Genomic DNA, 24,709 nt, shown 5'->3' with positions numbered 1-24,709 from the left:
GGCGGTGCGCCACACCCGGACCACCCCGTCGTCGGCCGAGGTGACCAGGTGCTCGCCGTCCGGGCTGAGCGCAGCGGAGTGCACCCGGCCCGGGTGCGCGGTCAGGGGCCAGGCGGTGCGCGGACCGCGCGGCTCGGAGATGTCGATCAGCCTGAGCACGCCCTCCACGTCCACGGTGGCGGCCAGGCCGAGGTAGGCGGCGACCGCGACCGACCGCAACGACGACGGGTGCGCGATCGGCAGGTCGGTCAGGTCGGTGATCCGGGCGGACCGGTCGGCGCTGGAGGTGACCAGGGCGCGCCCCCCCGGCGGCGAAGGCCACGGAGGCGACCGCGCCGAGGTGGCCGTCCAGCGTGGCTGCCTCGACCGGCGCGTGCCGGTCGGTGACGTCCCACAGCCGGGTGGTCCGGTCGTCCCCCGCCGTGGCGAGCACGCGTGCGTCCGCGTTCAACGCCAGGGCACGCACGACGCCGCCGTGCCGCAGCGTGACGGTCTGCCGGGCCGGACCTCGTGGGTCGGCGACCTCCCACAGCCGCACCACCCGGTCCTCCCCCGCCGTGACGAGCACCCGGCCGCCCGCGCCGACCGCGAGCTCGGTGACCGGCCCGACACCGTCGACCAGGACGGTGGACGCGCCGGTCGTCACGTCGACCGCGTGCACCCGGTCGGCCAGCGGGATCACCACCACGCGCTCGGAGAGGAACGCCACCTCGCCCGGCACCTCGTCGGTCTTCCGCGGGGGCAGCGGCGGCGGCAGCTCCCTACCGCCGTCGGCCAGGTCCCACACGTGCGCGGCCCGGCCGTTCACGGAGTTCGCCACGAGGTAGCGGGCGTCGGGTGAGAACGCCAAGGACCACGCCGAGTCGGACACCCGGTCGCCGAACCGGTGCACGAGTTGGGGCCGGCGCGGGTCCACCACCCGCCACACCACGACTGAGCCCCCGGCCGTGCCGGCGATCAGCGTGCCGTCGGCGCTGAACTCCAACCTCCAGGAGTCGGTCACCCCCGGCAGCACGCCCAGGTGCGCGGGGCGGTGCGGGTCGGAGATGTCCACCAGCCGCACCTCGTTGGTGCCGTTGTCGTCGGCCACGGCGAGCACCGTGCCGTTCGGGCTGACCGCCGTCGCGCGCACCGGGCCGATCCGGGTCGCGTACGGCTCGGTGAACGCGCCGAACAACGCGTCCCGCGTCTCGGGCATCGGCACCAGCCGGTGCGCGGCGAGGGTGAGCTGCATCGACAGCGCCGGGTCGGTGTCGCGCAGGGCGGCGGCCTGGGTGATCACCTTGTGCGCGAGCGCGATGTTGCGCTGCTCGGTCGCGGACCGCTCGGCGCGGTAGGCGAACACGATCGCGCCGGAGGCCAGCACCAGCAGCACGGCCATCACCGACACCAGCTGCCGCAGCCTGCGGGTGCGCCGGGTCTCGGCGACGCGCACCGCGTCGGCGGCGGCGACGCTGGCCTCCAGGAACCGGATCTCGCCCGGCGTGAGCCGCGGCCCACGCGTGCCGTCGACCCATTCGCGCGCCAGCGCCAGCCGGGTGCCCCGGTACAGCGCGCCGGGGTCGTGGTCCAGCGACTCCCAGGTGTGCGCGGCCTCGGTCAGCATCCGCTGCACCCGCAGCCCCGCCCGGTCCTCGGCGATCCACCCGCGCAGCCGCGGCCAGTTGCGGATCAGCGCCTCGTGCGCCAGCTCCACCGTGTCGCGGTCCAGCACGACCAGCCGGGCCTGCGCCAACGCGGCCAGCACCTCACGGCCCTCGCCCTCGGCGTGGTGGTCGACCTCGGCGCGGTCGACGCGGCGCTTGGTGTCCTCGGTGCCCTCGCCGACCGCGATCAGCCGGAGGAACACCTGCTTGGCGACCAGCTGCCGGGCCGGACCCATGCCCGTGTAGACGTGCTCGGCGCTGCGCGCGATCGAGTGCTCGATCCCGCCGACCTCCTCGTACGCGGCGAGGGTCAGCGCCACACCGCGCCGCCTGCGCCAGGTCTCCAGCAGCGCGTGCGACACCAGCGGCAGCACCGCGGGTTGGCCCGCCGCGTCCGCGACCAGGCGCGTCACCAGCGCGGTCTCCACCTTGCAGCCGACCGCGACGGCGGGCGACACGATCGCCTCGCGCAGTTCGTCCGCGGACATGGGGCCGATCAGGACGTGCCCGCCGCGCAGCGCCTCCACCAGCTCCGGGTACTGCCCGCAGTGGCCCAGGAAGTCGGCGCGCACACCTAGCATGACCCGCGTGCGGCTGGTCGGGGTGGTCGCGGCGGTGGTCAGCGCGGAGATGAACGCGGCCCGTTCGGCGGGCTCCCGGCACAGCGTGAAGACCTCTTCGAACTGGTCGACCACGATCAGCAGGTCGTCGTCACCGCCGACGAGCGCCTGCCGGACGCGCAGGTGGAGGTTCTCCGGGTAGGCGGCGAACTCGGCGGCCAGCGCCGTCGCGTCCTTGCCGGTGACCGCGGCGATCCGCACCGCGAGCTCCTCCACCGGCCGCGAGCCCGGCGTGAGCACGACCGCGGGCCGGCCGGAGGTCGCCACCAGGCCCGCCCGCAGCACCGACGACTTGCCCGAACCGGACGCGCCGAACACACCGGCGAACCGGCGTTGCGCGACCAGGCCCACCAGCTCGCGCACCACCCGGTCGCGGCCGAAGAACCGGTCCGCGTCCCGCACCTGGAACGCCGCCAATCCCGTGTACGGGGCTTCGGTCTGGTCGGGCGGGGTGCGCGGGTTGGCGTCGGCGAGCCGGCCGGCCACCGCCCGCCAGCGCGACTCCCACGTCACGACATCGCCGCCGCAGGCCCGCACGTACGCCAACGTCACCGCGAGGCTGGGCAGCCGCCGCCCGTTGGCCGCCTCCGACAGGGCCGCCGCCGAGTAGTGCGCGTCCCGGGCCAGCTGCCGGTAGGTGGGGCTGCCCGCCTGCTCGCGCAGGGTCCGCAGGCCGGCGGCGAACTCGCCGAGGTCACGGCTGTCGGCCCGTAACGGGCCTTCCGGTCTGGCCATCGTCGCCCTCCCCCTTCGACGAGGGCGATTGTTCAGAGAAGCCTGTTCAGCGTCCACGCGCTGACACTGAACAACCCTTCTGCCGTAGGAATGGCGGTGAGACCGGTGGGGGGTGTCTCGGCAAGGGGGGAAGGGCGCTTGGTGGTGAAGGGGGACTCCGCCAAGCGCCTTCCCCTGCTAGAGCCCGACGGTGTTACAGCCCGACGGCCTTGTAGAGGGAACCGACTTCCTGGCGGTTGAGCACCCGCATCGAACCGGGGCGCTGGTTGCCCAGGCGCACGTCGCCGACGGCGGTGCGGACCAGGTGCTCCACGGGGTGGCCGACGTGGTCGAGCAGGCGGCGCACGATGTGCTTGCGGCCCTCGTGCAGGACCACCTCGACCAGGGCCTTGCCCGGCATGGACGAGATCAGCTTGAACGAGTCGACCGCGATCGGGCCGTCCTCCAGCTCGACGCCCGCGCGCAGGCGCTTGCCGAGGTCCTTCGGGATCGGGCCGGGCACCTCGGCCAGGTAGGTCTTGGTGATCTCGTAGGACGGGTGCATCAGCCGGTGGGCGAGGTCGCCGTCGTTGGTCAGCAGCAGCAGGCCCTCGGTGTCGGCGTCCAGCCTGCCGACGTGGAACAGGCGTTCCTTGCGGTTGTGCAGGTAGTCGCCGACGCACGGGCGGTGCGCGTCGTCGTGCATGGTGGACAGCACACCGCGCGGCTTGTTGAACGCGATGGTCACCACGTCTTCCTTGAGCACCACGCGCACGCCGTCGACGTGCACGACCGCGGTGTCCGGGTCGACGCGGCGGCCCTGCTCGCGGACCACCTCGCCGTCGACCTGGACGCGGCCGAGTTCGATCAGCTCCTCGGCCACCCGCCGCGAGGCGATGCCCGCCTTGGCGAGCACCTTCTGGAGCCGGATCCCCTCGGGTTGACCTGAGGGGTTCGGCACGGCTCGGTCAGACATCGTCGATCGCATCCACTTCGGGCAACAGGGGGGCGATCGGCGGCAAGTCGCTCAACGACGACAGCCCCAACCGCTCCAGGAACAGTTCGGTCGTGCGGTAAAGGATGCCACCCGTGTCGGAGTCCGTGCCCGTCTCGGCGATCAGGCCGCGCGCGACGAGCGTGCGGATGACCCCGTCGACGTTCACGCCGCGCACCGCCGCGATCCGGGCCCTGGTCACGGGCTGCCGGTAGGCGATGACCGCGAGTGTCTCCAACGCGGCCCGGGTGAGCTTGGCGCGCTGCCCGTCGAGCAGCAGTTTTTCCACGAATGGCGCAAAGCGGTCCCGCGTGTAGAACCGCCAGCCGTCGCCGATTCTACGCAGGTCGATGCCGCTGTTCCGCTCGGTGTACCGGGCGGCCAGCCGGTGCAGGGCGGTGGTGACGCGCTTCACCGACTGTTCCAGGACGGCGGCGAGCTGTTCCTCGGCGATCGGGGTGTCGACCACGAGCAGGATCGACTCCAACGCGCCCTCGAACTCGGACTCGTCGGACAGGTCGGGCAACCCACCGGCCTCGTCGTCCGCCGCGACCTCGTCCGCGCCCGCCGCCGGCTCGGGGACCAGCGCCAACACGGGCGAGCCGACCTCACCGGGCCCGGCCACTTCCGGTTCCGCCACCTCGGGTCCGGCTGCCTCGGGTCGGGCTACCTCAGGTTCGGCCACCTCGGGTTCGGCTGCTTCCGGTTCGGCTGCTTCCGGTTCGGCTGCTTCCGGCTCGGCGCCCGCCGCGACCGACTCCACCGCGGCATCGGGCCCGGACACCGGCTCGGCGCGCTCGTCCCGTCCCGCCTCCTCGGTGGGCCCGGACCCGGGGCCGGTCGGTCGGTCGTCGCTCACCCGTACTCCTCGTCCTCGTCGCGGGCCTGCGCCTGCGCCTCCTCGATCGTCCCGCCGACCCACGTGATGCGCAGCTCGCCCAGCGGGTCCGGCTGCTCGAAGGCCAGCGCCCGCTCCCGGTACAGCTCCAGCAGCGCCAAGAACCGCGCGACGACCTCCATCGTCTCCGTGCACTCGGCGATCAGCTCGGCGAACGTCGCCGTGCCCGCCTCCGCCAGCCGCGCGCGCAACATCTCGGCGTGCTCGCGCACCGACACCCGGTGCTGGTGGATGTGCGACGTCGACACCGTCGGCGGCGGCTTGGGCCGGAACACGACCGCGGCGATCTCGCTGAACCGCCGGGCGTCCACCCCCAGCATCACCTCGGGCAACAGCCCCTCGTACCGCTGCTCCAACGCCACCGACCGCGGGTAGCGCCGGTACGCGCCCCGCTCCAGCTCCGCGAACAGCGCCGCGACCTGCTTGTACGCCCGGTACTGCAGCAGCCGCGCGAACAGCAGGTCCCGCGCCTCCAGCAGCGCCAGGTCCTCCTCGTCCTCCACGTCACCCGAGGGCAGCAGGCGAGCCGCCTTGAGGTCGAGCAGGGTCGCCGCGATGACCAGGAACTCGGTCGTCTCGTCCAGGTCCCACCCGTCGCCCAACGCCCGGATGTAGGCGATGAAGTCGTCGGTGACGGTGTGCAGCGCCACCTCGGTCACGTCGAGCGTGTGCTGCGAGATCAGCTGGAGCAGCAGGTCGAAGGGGCCCTCGAAGTTGGTCAGCTTGACCTTGAACCGACCGTCGTCCGGCGCCGCGGGCCCGACCGGCTCGACCTCGACCGGCTCGGCCACCCCAACCGGCTCGACCGGCGCGGCCACTCCGGGTTCGGTCCGGGGTGCGTCCCCGCTCACCGCTCGCGCAACCTACGCACGAGCAGCGAGTCCTCGCCGTGCCCTTCGAGGTCGTCCAGCACGATCGCGATGGCCTCGCGCACCACGCGTCCCCGGTCGACGGCCAGGCCGTGCTCGCCGCGCAACGCCAGCCGCGCGTGCTCCAGCGCCAGCAGCTCCTCGTCGGACACGTACACGGTGATCTTCGTCGAGTGCTTCTGCCGTCCGGTCCCGCGCCGCTGCGCCGGCGGCCCGGGCTCGGTCGCGGGCGCGTCGGCGGACGCGGCACCGGTCGTGAGGCGGAACAGCTCGGACGCGCCCGGCAGTGATGGGCGTCGGGTCACCGGGCGATCACCTCGCGCGCCAGCGCGCGGTACGCCTTCGCCCCCGCCGAGCGCGGTGCCCAGCTGGTGATCGGCTCGCCGGCGACGGTCGTCTCCGGGAACCGGACGGTGCGGTTGATCACCGTGTCGAACACGACGTCGCCGAACGCCTCGACCACGCGCGCCATCACCTCGCGGGAGTGCAGCGTGCGCGGGTCGTACATGGTGGCGAGGATCCCGGTGATCTCCAGCTTCGGGTTCAACCGCTCCCTGACCTTCTCGATGGTGTCTATCAACAGGGCGACCCCGCGCAGGCTGAAGAACTCGCACTCCAGCGGGATGAGGACGCCGTCGGCCGCCGCCAGGGCGTTGACCGTGAGCAGGCCGAGCGACGGCTGGCAGTCGACCAGCACGTAGTCGTAGTGCTCGATCACCGGCCGCAACGTGCGGACCAGCGTGTGCTCCCGCCCCACCTCGGACACCAGCTGGATCTCCGCGGCGGACAGGTCGATGTTGCTGGGCAGCAGGTCCATGCCCTCGACCGGGGTCTGCATGATCACGTCGCCGACGCCGACGTCGCGTTCCATGATCACGTTGTAGATCGTCTGGTCGAGCTGGTGCGGGTGCACGCCGAGGCCGACCGACAGCGCGCCCTGCGGGTCGAAGTCGACCAGCAGCACCTTCCGCCCGTACTCGGTCAGCGCGGCGCCCAGGTTGATGGTGGACGTGGTCTTGCCGACCCCGCCCTTCTGGTTGCACACCGCGAGGATCTTCGCCGGTCCGTGCCGGGCGACCAGCGGTGGGTCGGCGACGTAGCGCAACGGTCGGCCGGTCGGTCCCATGTCGCCGGCGACCTGCTCGGTGTGGTCCTCGTCCGCGGGTGCGGCGTGCGGGGCGAGGCTCAGCTCGACCGAGGCGCGCGGCACACCGGACGGTGGCGGGGGTGGTGGGGGTGCGCCCCACGCCTGACCCGCGTGCTCCGGTGTCGACATCGCCTTCCCGATTCCTAGTCCTCTGCCTGGGCGCAGCCTAGGCACACCGCGGTCCACCAGCAACGCGCCCCGCCGAAGCGGGACCAATCGTTCTCAGTGCGTTTCAGCGCGTCGCGTCCACCGGGTCGGCCGCCGGCGCCGCCCGCCCGTCGGTCTGGTCAGCGGTCTCGCGGCACGTCCGGTCGACCGCGCGGAGCACGACGTCGAGCAGTCCGGGGAACAGCTCGTCGAGGTCGTCCCGCCGCAGCGACACCCACCGCTGGTTGCCGCGCGCCCTGGTCCGGGTGATGCCCGCCTCCCGCAGCACCCGCAGGTGCTGCGACAACGTGGACTTGGCGACCTCCACCGCCAGCGCGCCGCACAGGCGCTCGCCGTCGGCCTCGATCTGCCGCACCACCGCCAGCCGGGTGGCGTCGCTCAACGCGTGCAACACCGCGCCCAGCTCGATCGCACTGCGCTCGGGCTCGTCCAAGTTCGGCACCTGCTCGGCACCTCCAGCTCGTCGGGCTCATCGGGAGTGGGTGGTTACCCGGTCAGGTGTGCGACCACGGTACCCGTGGACCGCTCATGTTCCACCCGATGCGCGAGGATGAGCGGTCGCGTAGACCTCGCGCAAGGTGTTGACCGTGACCAACGTGTAGACCTGCGTCGTCGTCACGGAGGCGTGGCCCAGCAGCTCCTGGACCACGCGCACGTCCGCGCCTCCTTCGAGCAGGTGGGTGGCGAACGAGTGGCGCAGCGTGTGCGGCGAGACCTCGGCTCGGATGCCCGCCCGTTCGGCCGCCGTCTTGAGCACGTGCCAGGCGGTCTGCCGGGACAACCGCCCGCCTCGGGCGTTGAGGAACAGCGCGGGCGTGCCGCGCTTGGCCAGGACGGGGCGGGCGCGCACGAGGTAGGCCTCCAGGGCCCGCAGCGCGGGGCGGCCGACGGGCACGATGCGCTGCTTGCCGCCCTTGCCGTCGAGCAGCACGGTGCGCTCGGCGGCGTCGACGTCGTCCACGTCCAGGCCGACGACCTCGGAGATCCGCGCGCCGCTGGAGTACAGCAGTTCGAGCAGGGCGCGGTCGCGCAGGTGCGCCGGGGTCTCGGTGGGGCCTTCGAGGAGCTTCAGCACGTCGTCCACGGGCAGGGCCTTGGGCAGCCGGCGCGGCGGTGTCGGGGGGCGGACGGCGCGGGCCGGGTCGTGCGCGGTGATGCCTTCGAGGTGGGCGAACCGGTGCAGGCCGCGCACGGCGACCACCGTGCGCGCGGCGGACGAGGCGGCCAGCCCGGCTTCGCGCAGCACCGCCAGGAAGTCGCCGACCAGGGCCTCGGAGACGTCGGCCAGGTCGTCGACGCCCTCGGCCGCCAGGTGCTCGGCGTAGCGGCGCAGGTCGCGGCCGTAGGAGTCGAGCGTGTTGCGCGCCGTGCCCCGCTCCACCGCCAGGTGGTCCAGGTACGCCCTCATCGCACGCCCCGCAGGGGTACCCGCCAAGGGGACCCCTGCTTTTACCTTACCGGCGGGGTCCGACAATTCCGGCCCTCCACCGCCCGCGACCTGGTCACTGGCGGCGGCCGGGTCACCGGTGACGGCCCGGTCACCCGCGGCCCGGTCACCGACGGAGGCCAGCTCGCCGGTGGCCTGCTCGCCCGCAGCGGCCGGGGCGTTCCCCTCCCGGCGGCTCACAGCTGGGCCAGCGGAACGTGCCGCATCCCGTGCGCCTTGGCCACCTCGGCCTGCACGACGGTGCCGCGCACCGCGTTCACGCCCTTCGCCAGCGCCGGATCCTCGCTGATTGCCCGCCGGAAACCCTTGTCCGCCAACGCCGTCACGTAGGGCAGTGTGACGTTCGTGAGCGCCCACGTCGAGGTATGCGGCACCGCGCCCGGCATGTTGGCCACGCAGTAGAAGACCGAGTCGTGCACCCGGTACGTCGGGTCGTCGTGCGTCGTCGGCCGCGAGTCGGCGAAGCACCCGCCCTGGTCGATGGCGATGTCCACCAGCACCGAGCCGGACCGCATGGTCGCCACGAGGTCGTTGCCCACCAGCGTCGGCGCCTTCGCGCCCGGCACCAGCACGGCGCCGATCACCAGGTCCGCCCACCGGCACGCCTTCTCCACCTCGTAGGAGTTGCTGGCCACCGTCTGCAGGTGCCCCCGGTAGGTGAAGTCGATCTGGCGCAGCCGGTTGACGTTGGTGTCCAGCACGACCACCTCCGCCTGCATCCCGAGCGCGACCGCGGCGGCGTTCATGCCCGCCACCCCCGCGCCGAGCACCACCACCTTGCCGGCGGGCACACCCGGCACGCCGCCGAGCAGCACGCCGCGCCCGCCCTGGTTGCGTTCCAGGCAGTGCGCCCCGACCTGCGCGGCCATCCGCCCGGCAACCTCGCTCATCGGCGCGAGCAGCGGCAACGAGCCGTCAGGCAGCTGCACGGTCTCGTAGGCGACGGCGTCGATCCCGGCGGCGACGATCGCGCGCGTGCACTCGGCATCGGCGGCCAGGTGCAGGTACGTGAACAGGGTCTGACCCGGCCGCATCCGGTGGAACTCCGCGGCGACCGGCTCCTTGACCTTGAGCACCAGCTCGGCCGCGCCCCACACGTCGTCGGCGTCCGGCGCGATCTCCGCACCGGCCGCGACGAACTCGTCGTCCGGGATCGAGGAACCACCGCCCGCGCCGGCCTCGATCAGCACGCGGTGCCCCCGGCGCACCAGCTCCACCACACCCGCGGGGGTGATGGCGACCCGGTACTCGTGGTTCTTCACCTCTCGCGGCACTCCGACCAGCACCCTTGAAGCGTAGGTCGACCAGCGGGTTCCGGCTCGATCAGCGCCGGTCGGCTGTTAGCGTTGACCTGTGTCGGAACCACACCAGGTGCGCATCGGCGACCAGCAGCGTGAAGAGGCGATCAGCGCCCTGAACGACCACTTCGCGTCCGGTCGCCTGGAGATCGGCGAGTACGAGCAGCGCGTGGGCTACGCGTCCGCGGCCCAGTCCGCGCAGGAGCTGGCCGCGCTGTTCCACGACCTGCCGCAGCCGCACCCGGTGTTCCTGCCGCCCGCGTACCCGCAGCCCGCCGCGTACCCGCCGCCACCGCCGCCGCCCGGCTACCAGACGCCCGGCCAGGGCATCCCCGGCTACCCGCCGCCGGGCTACGCCGACCCGTCCCAGACCTACGGGACCGCGTACGGCTACCAGCCCGGTTTCAACCCGAACGCGCCGTACGGGCTGGACCCGCTCACCGGGCAGCCGCTGTCGGACAAGTCGCGCATCGCGGCGGGCGTGCTCCAGCTGGCGCTGCCGTTCGGCATCGGCCGGTTCTACATCGGTGACACCGCGATCGGCATCGCACAGCTGCTGACCTGCGGCGGGTGCGGCATCTGGTCCCTGATCGACGGGATCATCCTGCTGGTCAACGGCGGCACGGACAGCCAGGGCCGCAAGCTACGCGACTAGGTTGCGCACGAGCATCCACGTGACGGCCAGCGCCACCACCGGCACGCCCACCCGCCGCGGCACCGGTGGCGTCGGCCTGCCGTGCTTCGCCGCCCGGAACCACCGCAGCCACAGCCAGGCCAGCAGCGGCAGCCCGGCCAGCAGCATGACGGCGTTGAACTCCCAGGCGCCGACGAGGTCGCCGTGCAGCAGGGCGTGCACCATCCGCGTCGACCCGCAGGCCGGGCACTGGATGCCGGTCAACGCGTAGATCGGGCACGGCGGCAGCAGCGACCCCGGCTGGTTGGGGTCGACGAACAGCAGCACCCCGCACCCGGCCACCGCCGCCGCGGCCACCGCCAACGGACCTCGCACACCCACGACAGCCATTATCCGCCGACCTGGACGTAGAACTCGCCGGTCCTGAACGTAGGACACGGCCGTTCCGAACGTAGGACACGCGCGACCTGAACGTAGGACACGCGCGTGCTGAAGGTACGACTCACGCGTGCTGAACGTAGGACTCTCGCGAGAGTCCTACGTTCAGGTGGCGAGAGTCCTACGGTCAGGTGGAGCGGGAGGCGAAGCGGGTCGGGCGGTCCCGGAACGGGGCGTCGGAGGGACGGCCCTCGGCACCCGAGGTGACCACGGCGTGCGCGGCGAGCAGGCCGGACACGGCGGGGCCGTTGACGATCTCCCCGGCCAGGACCATGTCCACCGCCTCGGCCAGCGGGAAGCTCTTCGCCTCCAGGTCGGCCTCCTCCTCGCCCTGCACGTCGCGGTCCACCGCGGTGAGCCCGCGCGCCAGGAACACCCGCACCACCTCGTCGGTGAACCCCGGCGACACGGCGACGTCCACCAACGTCACCCACTCCGACGCCGCCAGCCCGACCTCTTCGGCCAGCTCCCGCCGTGCGGCGGCCAGCGGTGTCTCGTCACCGGAGTCCAACAGCCCGGCCGGCAGCTCCCAGAGCCGCCGGCCGAGCGGGTGCCGGTACTGGTCGATCAACGTGACCGCACCGGCATCGTCCAAGGCCACCACCGCCACCGCACCGAGGTGTTCCACCACCTCGCGCGACGCGGTTCCGCCACCAGGCATGGCGACCTCGTCCACCCGCAACGCGACGACGCGCCCGACGTGCACGTCCCGCGACGAAACGGTTCCGAACTCGTGCCGACCGGTCACTGCGCGACCCCCGCGGTCTCGGGCAGCGGCAGCCGGTCGGCCAGCCGGTAGTCCAACGCCGCCTTCACGAACGCCGCGAACAGCGGGTGCGGGCGGGTCGGACGGGACTTCAGCTCCGGGTGCGCCTGCGTGGCCACGAAGAACGGGTGCACGTCGGCGGGCAGCTCGACGAACTCCACCAGCCGCCCGTCCGGCGACGTCCCGGAGAACACCAGCCCGGCCGAGCTCAACCGCGACCGGTAGGCGTTGTTCACCTCGTAGCGGTGCCGGTGCCGCTCGGACACCTCCACCGACCCGTAGGCCGACGCCACCTGCGACCCCGGCAGCAGCTTGGCCGGGTACGCGCCGAGCCGCATGGTGCCGCCCATGTCCCGCTGCCCGGAGACGACGTCCTCCTGGTCGGCCATGGTGCTGATCACCGGCGACCCGGTGTCCTCGAACTCCGAGGAGTTCGCGTCGGCGATGCCCGCGAGGTTCCGCGCGGCCTCGATGACCAGGCACTGCAATCCCAGGCACAGGCCGAGCAGCGGGATGCCGCGGGTCCGCGCGTAGGTGATGGCGCCGATCTTGCCCTCGATGCCGCGCACCCCGAACCCGCCGGGGATGAGGACCGCGTCGAGCCCGCTCAGGGCGTGCGACGCGCCGGACGGCGTCTGGCACTCGTCGGACGGCACCCACACGATCTCGACCTTGGTGCGGTGCGCGAACCCGCCGGCCCGCAACGCCTCGGTCACCGACAGGTAGGCGTCGGGCAGGTCGACGTACTTGCCGACCAGACCGATGCGGACCTTCTCGGACGGGTTGTGCACCCGGTCGAGCAGGTCGCCCCACACGGTCCAGTCGACGTCGCGGAACGGCAGGTCCAGCCGCCGCACCACGTACGCGTCCAGCCCTTCGCCGTGCAGCACCTTCGGGATGTCGTAGATGGACCGCGCGTCCACCGCCGCCACCACGGCCTCGGTGTCCACGTCGCACATCAGGCCGATCTTGCGCTTCAACGCGTCCGGGATCTCCCGGTCCGCCCGGCACACGATGGCGTCGGGCTGGATGCCGATGTTGCGCAGCGCGGCGACCGAGTGCTGCGTCGGCTTGGTCTTCAGCTCACCCGACGGCGCGAGGTAGGGCACCAGCGACACGTGCAGGAAGAACACGTTGTCCCTGCCCACGTCGTGGCGCACCTGCCGGCACGCCTCCAGGAACGGCAGCGACTCGATGTCGCCGACCGTGCCGCCGACCTCGGTGATCACCACGTCCGGGATGACGCCGTCGGGCCCCGGCTCGGCCATGGCCCGGATGCGCCGCTTGATCTCGTCGGTGATGTGCGGGATCACCTGGACGGTGTCGCCCAGGTACTCGCCGCGCCGCTCCTTGGCGATGACCTCGGAGTACACCTGCCCGGTGGTCACGTTCGCGTCACCGGAGAGGTCACGCGCCAGGAACCGCTCGTAGTGGCCGATGTCGAGGTCGGTCTCCGCGCCGTCGTCGGTGACGAACACCTCGCCGTGCTGGAACGGGTTCATCGTGCCCGGGTCCACGTTCAGGTACGGGTCCAGCTTCTGCATGGTCACCCGCAGACCACGAGAGGTGAGCAGCTGTCCGAGGCTCGACGCGGTCAACCCCTTGCCGAGGGACGACGCCACACCCCCGGTGACGAAAACGTGCTTGGTCGTACGTGCCTGCTGCACCAAGGAGGCTCCCCGTGGTCTGGATTTCCGCTAGGGCCAGGCTGCGGTGGTTCCGCACAGCTCAGCGCCCTGTCCACGGGCCCTAACGCTAACACGCCGCCGGTCACCCAGCGCGCTGGTGGGTCCGGAGGCGTGTCACTCGGATGGCCTAGGGCCGTGCGACAGAGGACGACGGACCCGCGAACCGGGCGCGAACCAGGCGCGAATCAGGCGCGAACACCCGGTTCCGGCCCGGCGATCCCGACACCCGACCCGCCGTTCCCGATGCCTCTGCCGCTCCCGCTGCCGGGCGTTGCCCGACACCCGGGCCTGCCGCCCCGACGCTCCAGCCTGCCGTTCCCGGTGCCGCGGCCTGCCGGTCCTGGTACCGCAGCCTCCCAGTCCCGGTGCCTCAGCCGGCCGTGCCCGGTGCGGGGCCCTCGGCGTTGCCCGCCACCCCGTACCGACCGGCCTTGCCCTCCAGCTGGTCACGCAGCGCGAGCACCACCACCACGCGACCGGCCGCGGTGTCGGCGTTGTCCACGGTGGACAGCACGGACGTCGCCGCCGTGTCGGCACGCACGACACCGACCGCGCCGGTGCCGTCGGCCGAACCCGCACCGCCCGCCAGCACCGCGCCCGCGCCGGACCGGTCCAGCTGGGTGGCGAACCGCGCCACCACCGCCGCCCGGTCGGCCGCCGAGTCGCCCTCGACCGCGCCGCCGGTGAGCACCACGGCCAGCTGCGCCGGCCGCAGGCCCTGGCCGGGCTTGACGAAACCGGCGCTGGACAGCCCGCCCAGGGCCGCCGCCAGCTCGTCCGGCGTGGCCCGCGGCTGGTTGGTGTCCTTGTCGATCAGCAGCGCGGCGCCGAACAGGCCGCCCGCCCTGGTGCCGGGGTCGCCGCCGGTGGGCAGCTGGGTGCCGGCGGGTTGCAGCCGGGCGACCAGGTCGAGCAGCTGGTCGGCCTTGTCCGGGTCGGTGAACGACTCGGTGAGCTGGAGCTCGCCGGTGACCTCCGCACCGGCGGCGCGCAGCAGGTCGGTCAACGCGTCGCGGTCGTCCGGCTTCGCGTCGGCGGTGGTGACCAGCACGACGGTCCGCTCGGCCAGCTGCCCCTTCGCCGCCAGCGGGCCGACGGATCCCGCGAACCGCTCCGCGTCGGCGAGCCGCGCGTCCAGGCCGTTGCGCTCCGCCTGCAACGCGGCGACCTCCCGGCCCAACGCGCCGTTGTCGTCGTTGAGCCCGGACAGCAGCCGGCCGCTGATCGCGGTCGAGCCCAGCACCACCCCGACGGCCAGGGCGAGGAACACCGCGGTGATGGAGACGATATGGTAGCGCAGCGAGATCACGCGAACAACCCCTTGAACCAGTCGGCGACGGATCGGCACGCGTCGGCGGCGATGTCGAGGTAGACCTGGCCGACGCCGGACACCGCGAGCGCGGCCGTCATCGCCACGACCGCGGCCAGCACCAGCAGGGCGATCAGGCCCGTCGACACCCGGCCGCGGTGCAGGGTCGCGACGGCGTGCGAGTCCACGAGCTTGTTGCCGAGCTTGAGCCGGGTGAGGAACGTCGAGGGGTTGGACCCGGAGTTGCCGCGGTCCAGGAACTCCCGCAGCCCGGCCTGCACGCCCACCGTCACCACCAGCGACGCGCCGTGCGCCTCGGCCAGCAGCAGCGCCAGGTCCTCCGCGTTGCCGGTCGCCGGGAACGTCACCGCGCCGATGCCCAGGTCCTGGATGCGCTCCAGGCCCGGCGCGTGGCCGTCGACCTGCGCCGGCACCACGACCTCGGAGCCCGACCGCAACGTCGCGGTGCCGATCAGGTCCGGGTCGCCGACGATCACGTCCGGGGCGAACCCGGCGTCGTGCAGGGTGTCCGCGCCCGCGTCCACGCCGATCAGCACCGGCCGGTGCTCGCGGATGTACTTGCGCAGCCCGCGCAGCTCCTCGGCGTGCGTGGGGCCGCCCGCGACGACCAGCACCTGCCGGTCCCGGATCGGCACGTACAGCTCGGGCACGCCGACACCGTCGAGCAGCAGCGCCCGTTCCCGGCGCAGGAACTCGATCGTGTTGGCGGAGAACGCCTCCAGCTGCGCGGCCATGCCCGCCTTGGCCTCGATCATCGCGTCGGCGATCGACTCGGCGGTCTGCCGCACGCCGCGCGCGACCTCCTTGTCGCCGACGAGCACCGCGCCGTCGTGCAACCGCAGCCTGGTGCCGTCCTTGACCTCGCGCAGCACCGCCGTGCCGACGCCGTCGACCAGCGGGATACCCGCCTCGACCAGCAGTTCCGGGCCGAGGTTCGGGAACCGGCCGGAGATGGACGGCGAGGCGTTCACCACGCCCGCCACCTCGGCGTGCACCAGGGCCTCGGCGGTGCGGCGGTCGATGTCGACGTGGTCGAGCACCGCGATGTCCCCCGGACTCAGCCGGCGCAGCAGGTCACCCGAGCGGCGATCGACCCGCGCCACGCCGGTGACGCCTGGCAGTTCGCGGTTCGTGCGGCCGAGCAACCCGGAGAGCTTCATGGACCGATGGTGACTCACGTCGCGCGCGGTCGGCGGCCAACACGCCGAGCCGATCCCGGCTGGTCAATGACACCATCAATCCACAGTGGACGGATTACCCCCGGTCGGGTGACGACGGTCGGTCCGGTGACGGGTCCGCCGCCGCGCCGCCCCCTGGCGGGTCGGCCACCGCCGGCCACGCGGTGCCAGTCGGCCGCGCGGTGCCGGAAGGCGACGTGGTGTCGGCCGGTGGCACGTCCAGCTCGTCGACGGGGATGGCGATGCCGAACGGCGGCGTGTCGTCGTCGTCCACCTGGTAGACCGACACCCCGGCGGGCCGCGGCACGCGCGCGGGCCAGTCGTGCGCGAGCACCGCGCCGACCAGCAGCGCCAGCGCCGCGCCGCCCGCCAACCACGTGCCCGTGCCGACGAACTCGTCCGACGTGACGGCGGCCCCGGCGTTGCCACTGCCGAACAGCGTCCCCAACGTCTCCAGCGCCGCCCACAGCACGCCGACGACCAGCCCGCAGCCCACGAGCACGGCGAACCGGCCGATCGCGGCGAGCAGCGGCGACCGCAGTTGCAGCAGCGCGCCGACACCGGCCAGGACGGCGGCGAGCACCAGGCCGTGCCCGTACACGGGGAACCCGTAGGTCAACGACTCACCGGACGGCAGGGGTTCCTGCACGTACTCCCACCCGGTGAGCGCCACCAGCCGGCGCGAGCTCTCCTGCGCCTCGCCGCCGGGCCCGAACCGCGCCACGGCCTCCATCCCGTACAGCGGGAACAGCGAGCCCAGCACCACGAACAGCGCGCCCGCGCCGATGGTGATGACGGCGATCGCGCGCCGGGTCATGGGGCGTTCTCCTCGGTGTTCGGGGACGTGCCGCGGCCCGGCGGACCGGCCGACCCACCCCTACCAGCAAAGCCGCGCCGGACGCCGCCGCCATCGGCCGACCGGGTGACGGGTGCGCCGCCGACCCGACCTCGTGCTCGTCACAGGCCTTCGGCGCGGCGATCGTCGGCACGGCGGTCATCGGCGCGGGGATCGTCGTACTCCGACGCCGGGAGCTGCGCGACCTCGACCACCGGGATCCCGAACGGCGGGGTGTCGGTGTCGTCGGTGTCGTCGCCCTCACCGCCGTCCACCACCCGGTAGACCACCGGCCCCTCGGGCCGCGGCTCGGGCCGACGGGCGTGCAGCAGCACCACGCCGACCACCGCCAGCAGCACCGACGCCCCCAACACCGGAACGCTCTCACCGACCTTCACGGTGAAGCCCTCGGACCCGCCGCGCGACGCGTTGCCGTCCATGGACACGACGACCGCCACCACCGCCCAGACCGAGCCGATGAGCACACCCGTCCCGCCGATCGCGAGGTACCGGGCGGCCAGGCGCTGAGCCTCCGGCAGGAACACCAGCGCCGCCGCGATCGCCAGCAGCACCGCCGACACCACGATCGGCACCCCGTACTGGGGGCTCTGCACGGGAGGGAAGTCCGCGTCGCCGCCGGGGAAGTTGGTGAAGACGTACTCCCACGAGGTGACGGTGACCAGGGGCATGATGCCGACGCCCGCGGAGCCCTCCGAGTACAGCGGCAGGAACGTGCCGACCACGGCCGTCGCGCCGGCCGCCACCAGCGAGGCCGCGCCGAACAGCCGTCGGCTCACCTCTTCTTCGCCTTGCGCCGCACCACGGGCACGCTCTCCTTGTCCGCCTTCGCCGCCGCCAACAACTCCTCGGCGTGCGCCCGGCCCGTGTCGGTGGAGTCCATGCCCGCGAGCATCCGCGCGAGCTCGACCACCCGCTGCGACTCGTCCAACCGGCGCACACCGCTGCGGGTCAGCACGCCGTCCGCGGTCTTGTCCACCACCAGGTGCCGGTCGGCGAACGCGGCGACCTGCGGCAGGTGCGTGACCACGATGACCTGGTGGCTGCGCGCCAACCGGGCGAGCCTGCGGCCGACCTCGACCGCCGCCCGACCGCCGACACCGGCGTCGACCTCGTCGAACACCAGCGTGGGCACCGGGTCGGAGTGCGACAGCACGACCTCCAGCGCCAGCATCACCCGCGACAGCTCACCGCCGGACGCGCCCTTGTGCACCGGCAGCGCGGGCGCGCCGGGGTGCGCGATCAGCCGCAGCTCCACGTCGTCCACACCGCTGGCGCCCGCGTGCAGCAGCTGCCCGCCGACGTTCAACGCCTGCGCGTCGCCCTGCTCGGCCACCCTGGGCCGCACCGCGACCTCGACCGTGGCGTGCGGCATGGCCAGGCCCGTCAGCTCGTCCGACACCGCCTTGCCCAGCTCCTCGGCCGCGGCGACCCGTTCCGCGGTCACCTGCCGCGCGTGCCCGGCCAGCTCCACCGCCAGCTCGTCGCGCCTGGCCGCCAACGCAGCCAACGCCTCGTCGGACGTGTCGAGCCCGGACAGCCGCGCCGACGCGTCCTGCGCCCACGCGATCACACCGTCGACGTCTGCGGCGTACTTGCGGGTCAACGACTTCAGCTCGGCCTGGCGGGCGAGCACCTGTTCCAACCGCGCCGGGTCGGCGTCCAGGTGCTCCAGGTACGACGCGATCTCCGCGCCCACGTCGGCCAGCAGCGTCTCCGCCTCCACCAGCCGGGGCTCCAGGTCGCGCAGCTTCGGGTCGTCCGACGCCGTCAGCCGCCGTCGCGCCTCGCCGATCAGCCCCAGCGCGCCGGGCACGTCCGGGTCGCCGTCGGGCGAGCCCGCCACCGCGTACTGCGCGCCGGATGCGGCCTCCCGCAACTGGTCGGCGTCGGCCAGCCGGCGCGCCTCGGCGACCAGCTCCTCGTCCTCGCCCGGCTTCGGGTCGACCGAGTTGATCTCGGTCAGACCGTGCCGCAGCATCTCGGCCTCACGGGCCAGCTCGTGCGACCGCGCGGTGCGCTCCGACAGCTCCGTGGCGACCCGCAACCACTCGTCGCGGACCTTCCGGTAGGACCGCAACGGCTCGGCGACCTCGTCACCGGCGAACCGGTCGAGCACCGACCGCTGCTCGGCGGGCCGCAGCAACCGCAGCTGGTCGTTCTGCCCGTGCACCGCCAGCAACTGCTCGGCCAGCTCCGCCAGCACGCCGACCGGCACGGACCGGCCGCCCAGGTGCGCCCGGGAACGCCCGTCGGCGCCGACGGTGCGGATCGCGATCACGCTGCCGTCGTCGTCGGGTTGGCCGCCGACCTCCTCGGCGACCTTGGCCGCCGGGCTGCCCGCGGGCGCGGCGAACCGCCCCTCGACCACCGCCTTGTCCGCGCCGTTGCGCACGCGGGACGCCTCGGCCCGACCACCGCCCAGCAGGTGGAGCCCGGTGACGACCATCGTCTTGCCCGCGCCGGTCTCGCCCGTCACCACGGTGAAACCGGCATCGAGCTCAAGGGTGGCCTCGTCGATCACACCGAGGCCCTGGATGCGCATCTCGGCCAGCACGACGGGAACACTACTGGGCGACGCCGACAAAGCGTGTGTTCGGGGGCGGGTGTTCGCTTGTTGATCTACCCCTGTTGCTTGGCGGACGGACCGCGCCACCCCTGCACCGGCAGCTCGAACTTCTCCACCAGCCGGTCGGTGAACGGACCCGGCCGCAGCCGGATCAGCCGCAGCGGGGTGCGGCCGCCGACGACCTCGACCCGCGCGCCCGGCGGCAGGTTCACCGTGCGGCGGCCGTCCGCGCACAACACCGCCGGATGACCCTCCGGGTCGACCTCCAGCGCCACCACGGACGCCGGCGACACCACCAGTGGCCGCGCGAACAGGGCGTGCGCGTTGCTCGGCACCACCAGCAGCGCCTGCACGTCCGGCCACACCACCGGCCCGCCCGCGGAGAACGCGTACGCCGTCGACCCGGTCGGGGTCGCCACCAGCACGCCGTCACAGCCGAACGCCGACACCGGCCGGCCGTCCACCTCCACCACGACGTCCAGGATCCGTTCCCGGGTGCTCTTCTCCACGCTGGCCTCGTTGAGCGCCCACGTGCCTTCGAGCACCTCGCCGTCGACCGACGCGGTGATGTCGAGCGTCATCCGCTCCTCGACCTCGTAGTCACGCTCGATGACGTGCGCGATCGCCTCGTACAGCGCGTCGGAGTCGGCCTCGGCCAGGAACCCGACCCGGCCCAGGTTCACCCCGAGCACCGGCACACCCGCCGCCCGCGCCAACTCGGCCGCTCGCAGCAGCGTGCCGTCACCGCCGAGCACGAACACCAACTCGGTGCCCTCGGCGGCCTTCTCGTCGGCCGGCACGACCTGCGCGTAGCACGACGGGTCCAGCTCGGGCGCCTCGTCCTCCAGCACCCGCAACCCCACCCCGCCCGCCGCGAACCGCGCCGCGACCTCCTGGGCCACCAGCACGTTGCTGCGCCGTCCGGTGTGGACGACCAGCAGGATCTCCCTCGCCACCGGATCCCCGCCCACCGGACCGCCGCTCACCGGACTCCCGCTCATCGGACCGCCGCCCACCGGGTCCCTTCTCACTGGGGACCCGCCGCCACGGCGGCGCGCACGAGCGCGGCGGCGTCCGCCGCGTCGAGGGGTTCACCCCGGCGCAGCCAGACGAAGAACTCGACGTTGCCCGAAGGTCCCGGCAGCGGGCTCGCGGTGACGCCGTGCAGGCGCAGGCCGAGCCCGGCGGCGGACCCGACGACGTCCAGCACCGCCTCCGCGCGCAGCTCCGGATCCCGCACCACACCACCCGACCCGAGCCGTTCCTTCCCCACCTCGAACTGGGGTTTCACCATCGGCAGCAAGTCGCCCTCCTCGTCGAGGCACGCGGCCAGCGCGGGCAGCACCAGCCTCAACGAGATGAACGAGAGATCGGCCACCACCAGTTCAACCGGACCGCCGATGTCCTCGGGCGTCAACGACCGCACGTTCGTCCGGTCCTTCACCACGACCCGGTCGTCGGTGCGCAACCGCCAGTCCAGCAGGCCGCGGCCGACGTCGGCCGCGACGACCTGCCGGGCGCCCGCCCGCAGCAGCACGTCGGTGAACCCGCCGGTGGACGCGCCCGCGTCCAGGCACCGCCTGCCCTCGACCGCCACCCCGTCGAACGCCTCCAGCGCGCCGACCAGCTTGTGCGCGCCCCGTGAGGCGTAGTTCGGGCCGTCGGTCTCGCGGACCACGACCGCGGTGTCCAGCTCGACCGCGGTGGCGGGTTTCGTGGCCACGGTGCCGCGCACGCTCACCCGACCCTCGGCGACCAGCTGGCTCGCGTGCTCCCGTGACCTGGCCAGCCCGCGGCGGACCAGTTCGGCGTCCAGCCGAGCCCTGCGCGGCACCGGTCAGACCTTGTCGATGCTGGACAACGCGACCGTCAACGCGGTGTGCGCGTCGTCGAACCGGGCCACGTGCTCGACCACGTCGAGCGCGTCCAGCCCGTCGAGACCGGCCAGGGCGTCGTCGATCCCGGCCACGGGATCGCGCGGCGGGCCGGGGAGGGGAACCTCGAAGCTCACAGGATTCAAGGTAGCCGATGGAGCACGGACAGGTCGGCAGCCACGTAGGTGGGGCGCCGGTCCTCCGGCAGGCCCATCGCCTCGGCCTCGGTGGACACGCCGGTGAGCACCAGCAGTGAGTCCATGCCCGCGTTGACCGCGCCCGCGATGTCGGTGTCCAGCCGGTCGCCCACGACCAGCGGCCGTTGCGCACCCGCCGACTTCGCGGCCTGCTCCAGCAGCGGCGTCGCCGGCTTGCCCGCCACCAGCGGTTCCACGCCCGTCGCGGTTCGCAGCGCGGCGACCAGCGCGCCGTTGCCGGGCAGCAGACCCCGTTCGGTGGGCAGCGTCGCGTCCACGTTGCACGCGATCCAGTGCGCGCCGCCCTGGCGGATCGCGACGCACGCCTCGGCCAGCTGACGCCAACCCAGCTCCTGCGACAGGCCCTGGACGACCGCCTGGGCGTGCTCGGCGCTGTCGGTCGGCCGGTACCCGCGCAGCCGCACCTGCTCGGCCAGCGCGTCCGTGCCGAGGACCAGCACGTGCGCGCCCTGCGGCACCAGGTCCGACAGCATCGCCGCGCCCGCCTGGGCGCTCGTGCTCACCTCGTCCAGCGCGGCGTTGAAGCCCAGCTCGGTGAGGTGCTCGGCCACCGCCTCGGGCGAGCGGGAGGCGTTGTTGGTGACGAACCGGATGCCGGTGCCGTGCGCGCGGGCCGCGGCGACCGCCTCGACCGCGCCGGGCACGGCTTCCCGCCCCCGGTAGACCGTGCCGTCGAGGTCCAGCAGCAGGGCGTCGTAACGGGCCAGCAGCACAGGCATCTCCGTTCGGGAGTTTCTCCGGGAGGGCTTCTCCGGCTGCGCACAGTCTGAAGGCTCGGCACCGGGTGGTGCCGAGCCTTCAGGTGTGCGATCCGTCATGCGACCGCGGTGTCGGTCAGTCCTGCGGGCTGATGTCGAACGCCCGCTCGGCCGCGTCGGTCTCGTTGTCGTCGTCGGCCTGCGCGGCGTTGAGGAACCACTTCACGGCTTCCTCGGTGCGGCCGGCCGCCTCCAGGTTGTCCGCGTAGGCGTAGAACAGGCGGGCGCTCCACGGGTCACGCCGCTTCTCGTCCAGGTCGTCGCCCTGCAACGCCACCACGGCCGCCTCCAGCTGCCCCATGTCCCGCCGGGCGCCGGCCGCGACGATCCGCAGCTCCACCGCCTCGTCCGGGGACAGCAGCGACACCTGCGCCTCACGGGCCAGCTCGATGGCCCGCTCCGGACGCCCCAGCGCCCGCTCGCAGTCGGCCATCACCGCGACGTGCCCGGTGCCGTGCGACATGCGCCGTGCGGCCCGCAGCTCCGACAGCGCCTCGGCCCACTCGCCCGCGTGGTAGGCGGCCAGCCCGGCTGCCTCGCGGACCACCGCGACCCGCGCCGCCTTCGACCGCGCGTACCGGGCGTGCTCCAGCGCCAGTTCGGGCTCGCTGTCGATGAGCATGCCCGCCGCCGCCAGGTGCCGGCCCACGATGTCGGCCAGCCCCTTGGGCAGGCCGCGCAGCTCCTGCTTCACCTCGGGGTCGAGGATCGAGATGTCGGCGTCGTCGGGCAGTTCGGGCGTGCGCGCCCGGGTGAACACCCGTTCGTCTGAGTCGACCGGTTGCGCCGCGACACTCTCGTCAACGGCGTCAACGGCTTCGGGCAGCACGCCCTCCGCCTCCGCGTCGTCGTCCTCGTCGTTCTTGTCGTCCTCGTCGTCTTGGTCGCTCTGGACGGCGTCCGGCTCGGCCGCGGTTTCGGCCTCGACCTCCGGCGTCACCGACTCCTCGGCGACGACCACGGCCTCGACCGCGTCACCCTGGACGGCGTCGACAGCGGACGCCTCGACGTCAGCCGTGGCGCCCTCGACGTCCTGCGGGGTCTCGGTCTGGGTGACCCGCTCCTGGAACCGCGCGGCCCGATCACGGCTGCGCTCGTCCCGCCGATCGCCCACGGGCTTGTCGGACCGCGGCTTGTCGACCCGGGGCTTGTCGAACCTGGGCTTGTCAGTCCGGGGCTTGTCAGTCCGGGGCTTGTCGTAACGCGGCCGGTCATCGCGGCGCTGGTACCCACCGCGGTCGCCACTGGGACGGTCACTGCCCGACCGGTCGTCGCGACGCGGGTAGCTGCTCCGCTCGCCACCCCGGTCGCCACTGGGTCGGTCGTCCCGGCGCTGGTACCCACCACGGTCACCGCCGCTGCTACCCCGGTCATCGCGACGCTGGTAGCCGCCACGATCCCCACCCCGGTCGCCACTCGGCCGATCATCCCGGCGCTGGTAGCCACCGCGATCACCACTGGGCCGATCACCACTGGGCCGGTCATCGCGACGCGGGTAACCGCCGCGTTCGCCACCACGGTCGTCGCGACGCGGGTAGCTGCTCCGCTCGCCACTGCGGTCACCGCTGGGCCGGTCGTCCCGGCGCTGGTACCCACCACGGTCACCACCGCTGCTACCCCGGTCATCCCGGCGCTGGTAGCCGCCACGATCCCCACCCCGGTCGCCACCGGGCCGGTCGTCGCGGCGCTGGTACCCACCGCGATCACTGCTGCCCCGGTCGTCTCGACGCGGATAACCGCCGCGGTCGCCACTGGGACGGTCACTGCTCGACCGGTCATCGCGACGCGGGTAGCTGCTCCGCTCGCCACCGCGGTCACCGCTGGGCCGGTCGTCCCGACGCTGGTACCCGCCACGGTCACTGCCCGGCCGGTCACTGCCGGAGCGGTCGTCGCGACGCGGATAGCCGCCGCGGTCACCACTGGGCCGGTCGCTGCCCGAGCGGTCATCGCGACGGGGATAGCCGCCGCGGTCGTCCCGCCGGTCGTAACGGGGACGCTCACCACGGCTGTCATCGCGCCTGTCATCGCGCCGGAACCCGCCCCGGTCACCGGTGCGGTCGTCGCGACGTGGTGCGCCACCGCGGTCATCGCGGCGCGGGTAGCTGGGTCGGTCACCGGAATCCCGGCGGAAGCCGCCACTCCGGTTGTCATCCCGTCGTGGAGCTGCGCCACGGTCATCACGGGGCTTGTCGTAGCGAGGCCGCTCGCCTCGGTTGTCATCCCGCCGGTCGCCACCGCGCGGCTTGTCGCCACTGGTGTACCGGTCGTTGCCAGGCCGGTCGTCCCGGCGCGGATAGCCGCCGCTCGACCGCCCACCCGTGCTGCGGGCGTCACGGCCACCGCTGCTGTTGGGCTTGCGGCTTCCCTGGGCACGGCCACCGTCGTCGGATCGGCGCGGTCGGTCTCCCTGGCCACGCTGACGGTCGCCGGGTCGATCCCCGAACCTGGACACTAACTCCTCCTACTGTGGACACGCCGAAAGGGCTTGCGGTTTGGAGCACAAATCAATGTGCCCCCACCACAAGCCCTTTCAGGGAAGAATGTTCGGCGGCGTCCTACTCTCCCACACCCTCACGAGTGCAGTACCATCGGCGCTGGAAGG

Annotated in this window: 23 protein-coding genes and 1 pseudogene; 2 read left to right on the top strand and 22 right to left on the bottom strand. The window is 73.2% G+C overall.

Annotated elements, in window-relative coordinates; translation table 11 throughout:
- Positions 1–400: 400 nt before the first annotated feature.
- From ACYVLT_RS38450 to ald, 9 genes and pseudogenes are all read right to left on the bottom strand, one after another.
- Positions 401–3,001 (bottom strand): annotated as a pseudogene (locus tag ACYVLT_RS38450) (nSTAND1 domain-containing NTPase); the annotation flags it as partial.
- A 193-nt stretch (positions 3,002–3,194) separates the two neighbouring features.
- Positions 3,195–3,956 carry a pseudouridine synthase gene (locus ACYVLT_RS38445; RefSeq protein WP_360460435.1) on the bottom strand — a complete coding sequence of 254 codons (762 nt, stop codon included), beginning with the start codon at positions 3,954–3,956 and terminating at the stop codon, positions 3,195–3,197.
- A complete protein-coding gene (gene scpB / locus ACYVLT_RS38440) occupies positions 3,949–4,833 on the bottom strand; it encodes an SMC-Scp complex subunit ScpB (RefSeq protein WP_461125083.1) in 885 nt (294 codons plus the stop codon). The genes ACYVLT_RS38445 and scpB overlap by 8 nt, the downstream gene beginning before the upstream one ends.
- A complete protein-coding gene (locus tag ACYVLT_RS38435) occupies positions 4,830–5,663 on the bottom strand; it encodes a segregation and condensation protein A (RefSeq protein ID WP_461125406.1) in 834 nt (277 codons plus the stop codon). Before ACYVLT_RS38435 ends, scpB begins: the two co-directional genes overlap by 4 nt.
- Before the next feature lie 56 nt (positions 5,664–5,719).
- Positions 5,720–6,046, bottom strand: a complete 327-nt coding sequence (locus ACYVLT_RS38430) for a hypothetical protein (protein WP_461125082.1) — start codon at positions 6,044–6,046, stop codon at positions 5,720–5,722.
- Entirely contained in the window at positions 6,043–7,017 is a 975-nt protein-coding gene (locus tag ACYVLT_RS38425) for a ParA family protein (protein ID WP_461125081.1), read from the bottom strand. Before ACYVLT_RS38425 ends, ACYVLT_RS38430 begins: the two co-directional genes overlap by 4 nt.
- A gap of 103 nt (positions 7,018–7,120) precedes the next feature.
- Positions 7,121–7,498: an ArsR/SmtB family transcription factor gene (locus ACYVLT_RS38420; protein ID WP_461125080.1), complete on the bottom strand. Its 378-nt coding sequence runs from the start codon at positions 7,496–7,498 to the stop codon at positions 7,121–7,123.
- Between the two features lie 84 nt (positions 7,499–7,582).
- Positions 7,583–8,464 carry a site-specific tyrosine recombinase XerD gene (gene xerD / locus ACYVLT_RS38415; protein WP_461125079.1) on the bottom strand — a complete coding sequence of 294 codons (882 nt, stop codon included), beginning with the start codon at positions 8,462–8,464 and terminating at the stop codon, positions 7,583–7,585.
- Positions 8,465–8,679: 215 nt separating this feature from the next.
- Positions 8,680–9,789, bottom strand: coding sequence for an alanine dehydrogenase (ald, locus tag ACYVLT_RS38410; RefSeq protein ID WP_461125078.1), 1,110 nt, complete (start codon positions 9,787–9,789; stop codon positions 8,680–8,682).
- A 67-nt stretch (positions 9,790–9,856) separates the two neighbouring features.
- Here ald and ACYVLT_RS38405 point away from each other — a divergent pair, with 67 nt between their 5' ends.
- A complete protein-coding gene (locus ACYVLT_RS38405; protein WP_461125077.1) occupies positions 9,857–10,456 on the top strand; it encodes a DUF1707 domain-containing protein in 600 nt (199 codons plus the stop codon).
- Here the strand turns inward: ACYVLT_RS38405 and ACYVLT_RS38400 are convergent.
- The 13 genes from ACYVLT_RS38400 to ACYVLT_RS38340 all read right to left on the bottom strand — a co-directional run bounded on the left by ACYVLT_RS38400 (position 10,445) and on the right by ACYVLT_RS38340 (position 23,047).
- The gene (locus ACYVLT_RS38400; protein WP_461125076.1) at positions 10,445–10,816 is read right to left on the bottom strand and encodes a DUF2752 domain-containing protein; all 372 of its coding nucleotides are present in this window, start codon (positions 10,814–10,816) and stop codon (positions 10,445–10,447) included. The two genes, ACYVLT_RS38405 and ACYVLT_RS38400, sit on opposite strands and share 12 nt — an antisense overlap.
- A gap of 184 nt (positions 10,817–11,000) precedes the next feature.
- Complete coding sequence (locus ACYVLT_RS38395; RefSeq protein ID WP_461125075.1) at positions 11,001–11,579, bottom strand: NUDIX domain-containing protein; 579 nt, start codon at positions 11,577–11,579, stop codon at positions 11,001–11,003.
- Positions 11,580–11,617: 38 nt separating this feature from the next.
- Positions 11,618–13,309 carry a CTP synthase gene (locus ACYVLT_RS38390; protein ID WP_461125074.1) on the bottom strand — a complete coding sequence of 564 codons (1,692 nt, stop codon included), beginning with the start codon at positions 13,307–13,309 and terminating at the stop codon, positions 11,618–11,620.
- Between the two features lie 388 nt (positions 13,310–13,697).
- On the bottom strand, positions 13,698–14,636 hold the full coding sequence (locus ACYVLT_RS38385) for a copper transporter (protein WP_461125073.1): 939 nt from the start codon (positions 14,634–14,636) through the stop codon (positions 13,698–13,700).
- Entirely contained in the window at positions 14,633–15,817 is a 1,185-nt protein-coding gene (gene steA / locus ACYVLT_RS38380; RefSeq protein WP_461125072.1) for a putative cytokinetic ring protein SteA, read from the bottom strand. Before steA ends, ACYVLT_RS38385 begins: the two co-directional genes overlap by 4 nt.
- Positions 15,818–15,911: 94 nt before the next feature.
- Positions 15,912–16,652: a hypothetical protein gene (locus ACYVLT_RS38375; protein WP_461125071.1), complete on the bottom strand. Its 741-nt coding sequence runs from the start codon at positions 16,650–16,652 to the stop codon at positions 15,912–15,914.
- A gap of 140 nt (positions 16,653–16,792) precedes the next feature.
- Entirely contained in the window at positions 16,793–17,467 is a 675-nt protein-coding gene (locus tag ACYVLT_RS38370; protein WP_461125070.1) for a hypothetical protein, read from the bottom strand.
- Positions 17,464–19,245, bottom strand: a complete 1,782-nt coding sequence (gene recN, locus ACYVLT_RS38365; protein WP_461125069.1) for a DNA repair protein RecN — start codon at positions 19,243–19,245, stop codon at positions 17,464–17,466. The genes ACYVLT_RS38370 and recN overlap by 4 nt, the downstream gene beginning before the upstream one ends.
- Before the next feature lie 65 nt (positions 19,246–19,310).
- Complete coding sequence (locus tag ACYVLT_RS38360; RefSeq protein WP_461125068.1) at positions 19,311–20,213, bottom strand: NAD kinase; 903 nt, start codon at positions 20,211–20,213, stop codon at positions 19,311–19,313.
- A gap of 71 nt (positions 20,214–20,284) precedes the next feature.
- The gene (locus tag ACYVLT_RS38355) at positions 20,285–21,091 is read right to left on the bottom strand and encodes a TlyA family RNA methyltransferase (RefSeq protein ID WP_461125067.1); all 807 of its coding nucleotides are present in this window, start codon (positions 21,089–21,091) and stop codon (positions 20,285–20,287) included.
- Between the two features lie 3 nt (positions 21,092–21,094).
- On the bottom strand, positions 21,095–21,268 hold the full coding sequence (locus tag ACYVLT_RS38350; protein WP_360466744.1) for a hypothetical protein: 174 nt from the start codon (positions 21,266–21,268) through the stop codon (positions 21,095–21,097).
- Between the two features lie 5 nt (positions 21,269–21,273).
- Positions 21,274–22,068, bottom strand: coding sequence for an HAD-IIA family hydrolase (locus ACYVLT_RS38345; RefSeq protein ID WP_461125066.1), 795 nt, complete (start codon positions 22,066–22,068; stop codon positions 21,274–21,276).
- Between the two features lie 115 nt (positions 22,069–22,183).
- Positions 22,184–23,047, bottom strand: coding sequence for a hypothetical protein (locus ACYVLT_RS38340; RefSeq protein ID WP_461125065.1), 864 nt, complete (start codon positions 23,045–23,047; stop codon positions 22,184–22,186).
- Between ACYVLT_RS38340 and ACYVLT_RS38335 the strand changes: the two genes are divergently transcribed.
- Positions 22,988–24,562 carry a hypothetical protein gene (locus tag ACYVLT_RS38335; protein WP_461125064.1) on the top strand — a complete coding sequence of 525 codons (1,575 nt, stop codon included), beginning with the start codon at positions 22,988–22,990 and terminating at the stop codon, positions 24,560–24,562. The two genes, ACYVLT_RS38340 and ACYVLT_RS38335, sit on opposite strands and share 60 nt — an antisense overlap.
- The last annotated feature ends 147 nt before the right edge of the window (positions 24,563–24,709 follow it).

The sequence above is a fragment of the Saccharothrix stipae genome (genome assembly GCF_054781895.1).
This window is presented reverse-complemented; position numbering and strand designations above follow the sequence as displayed.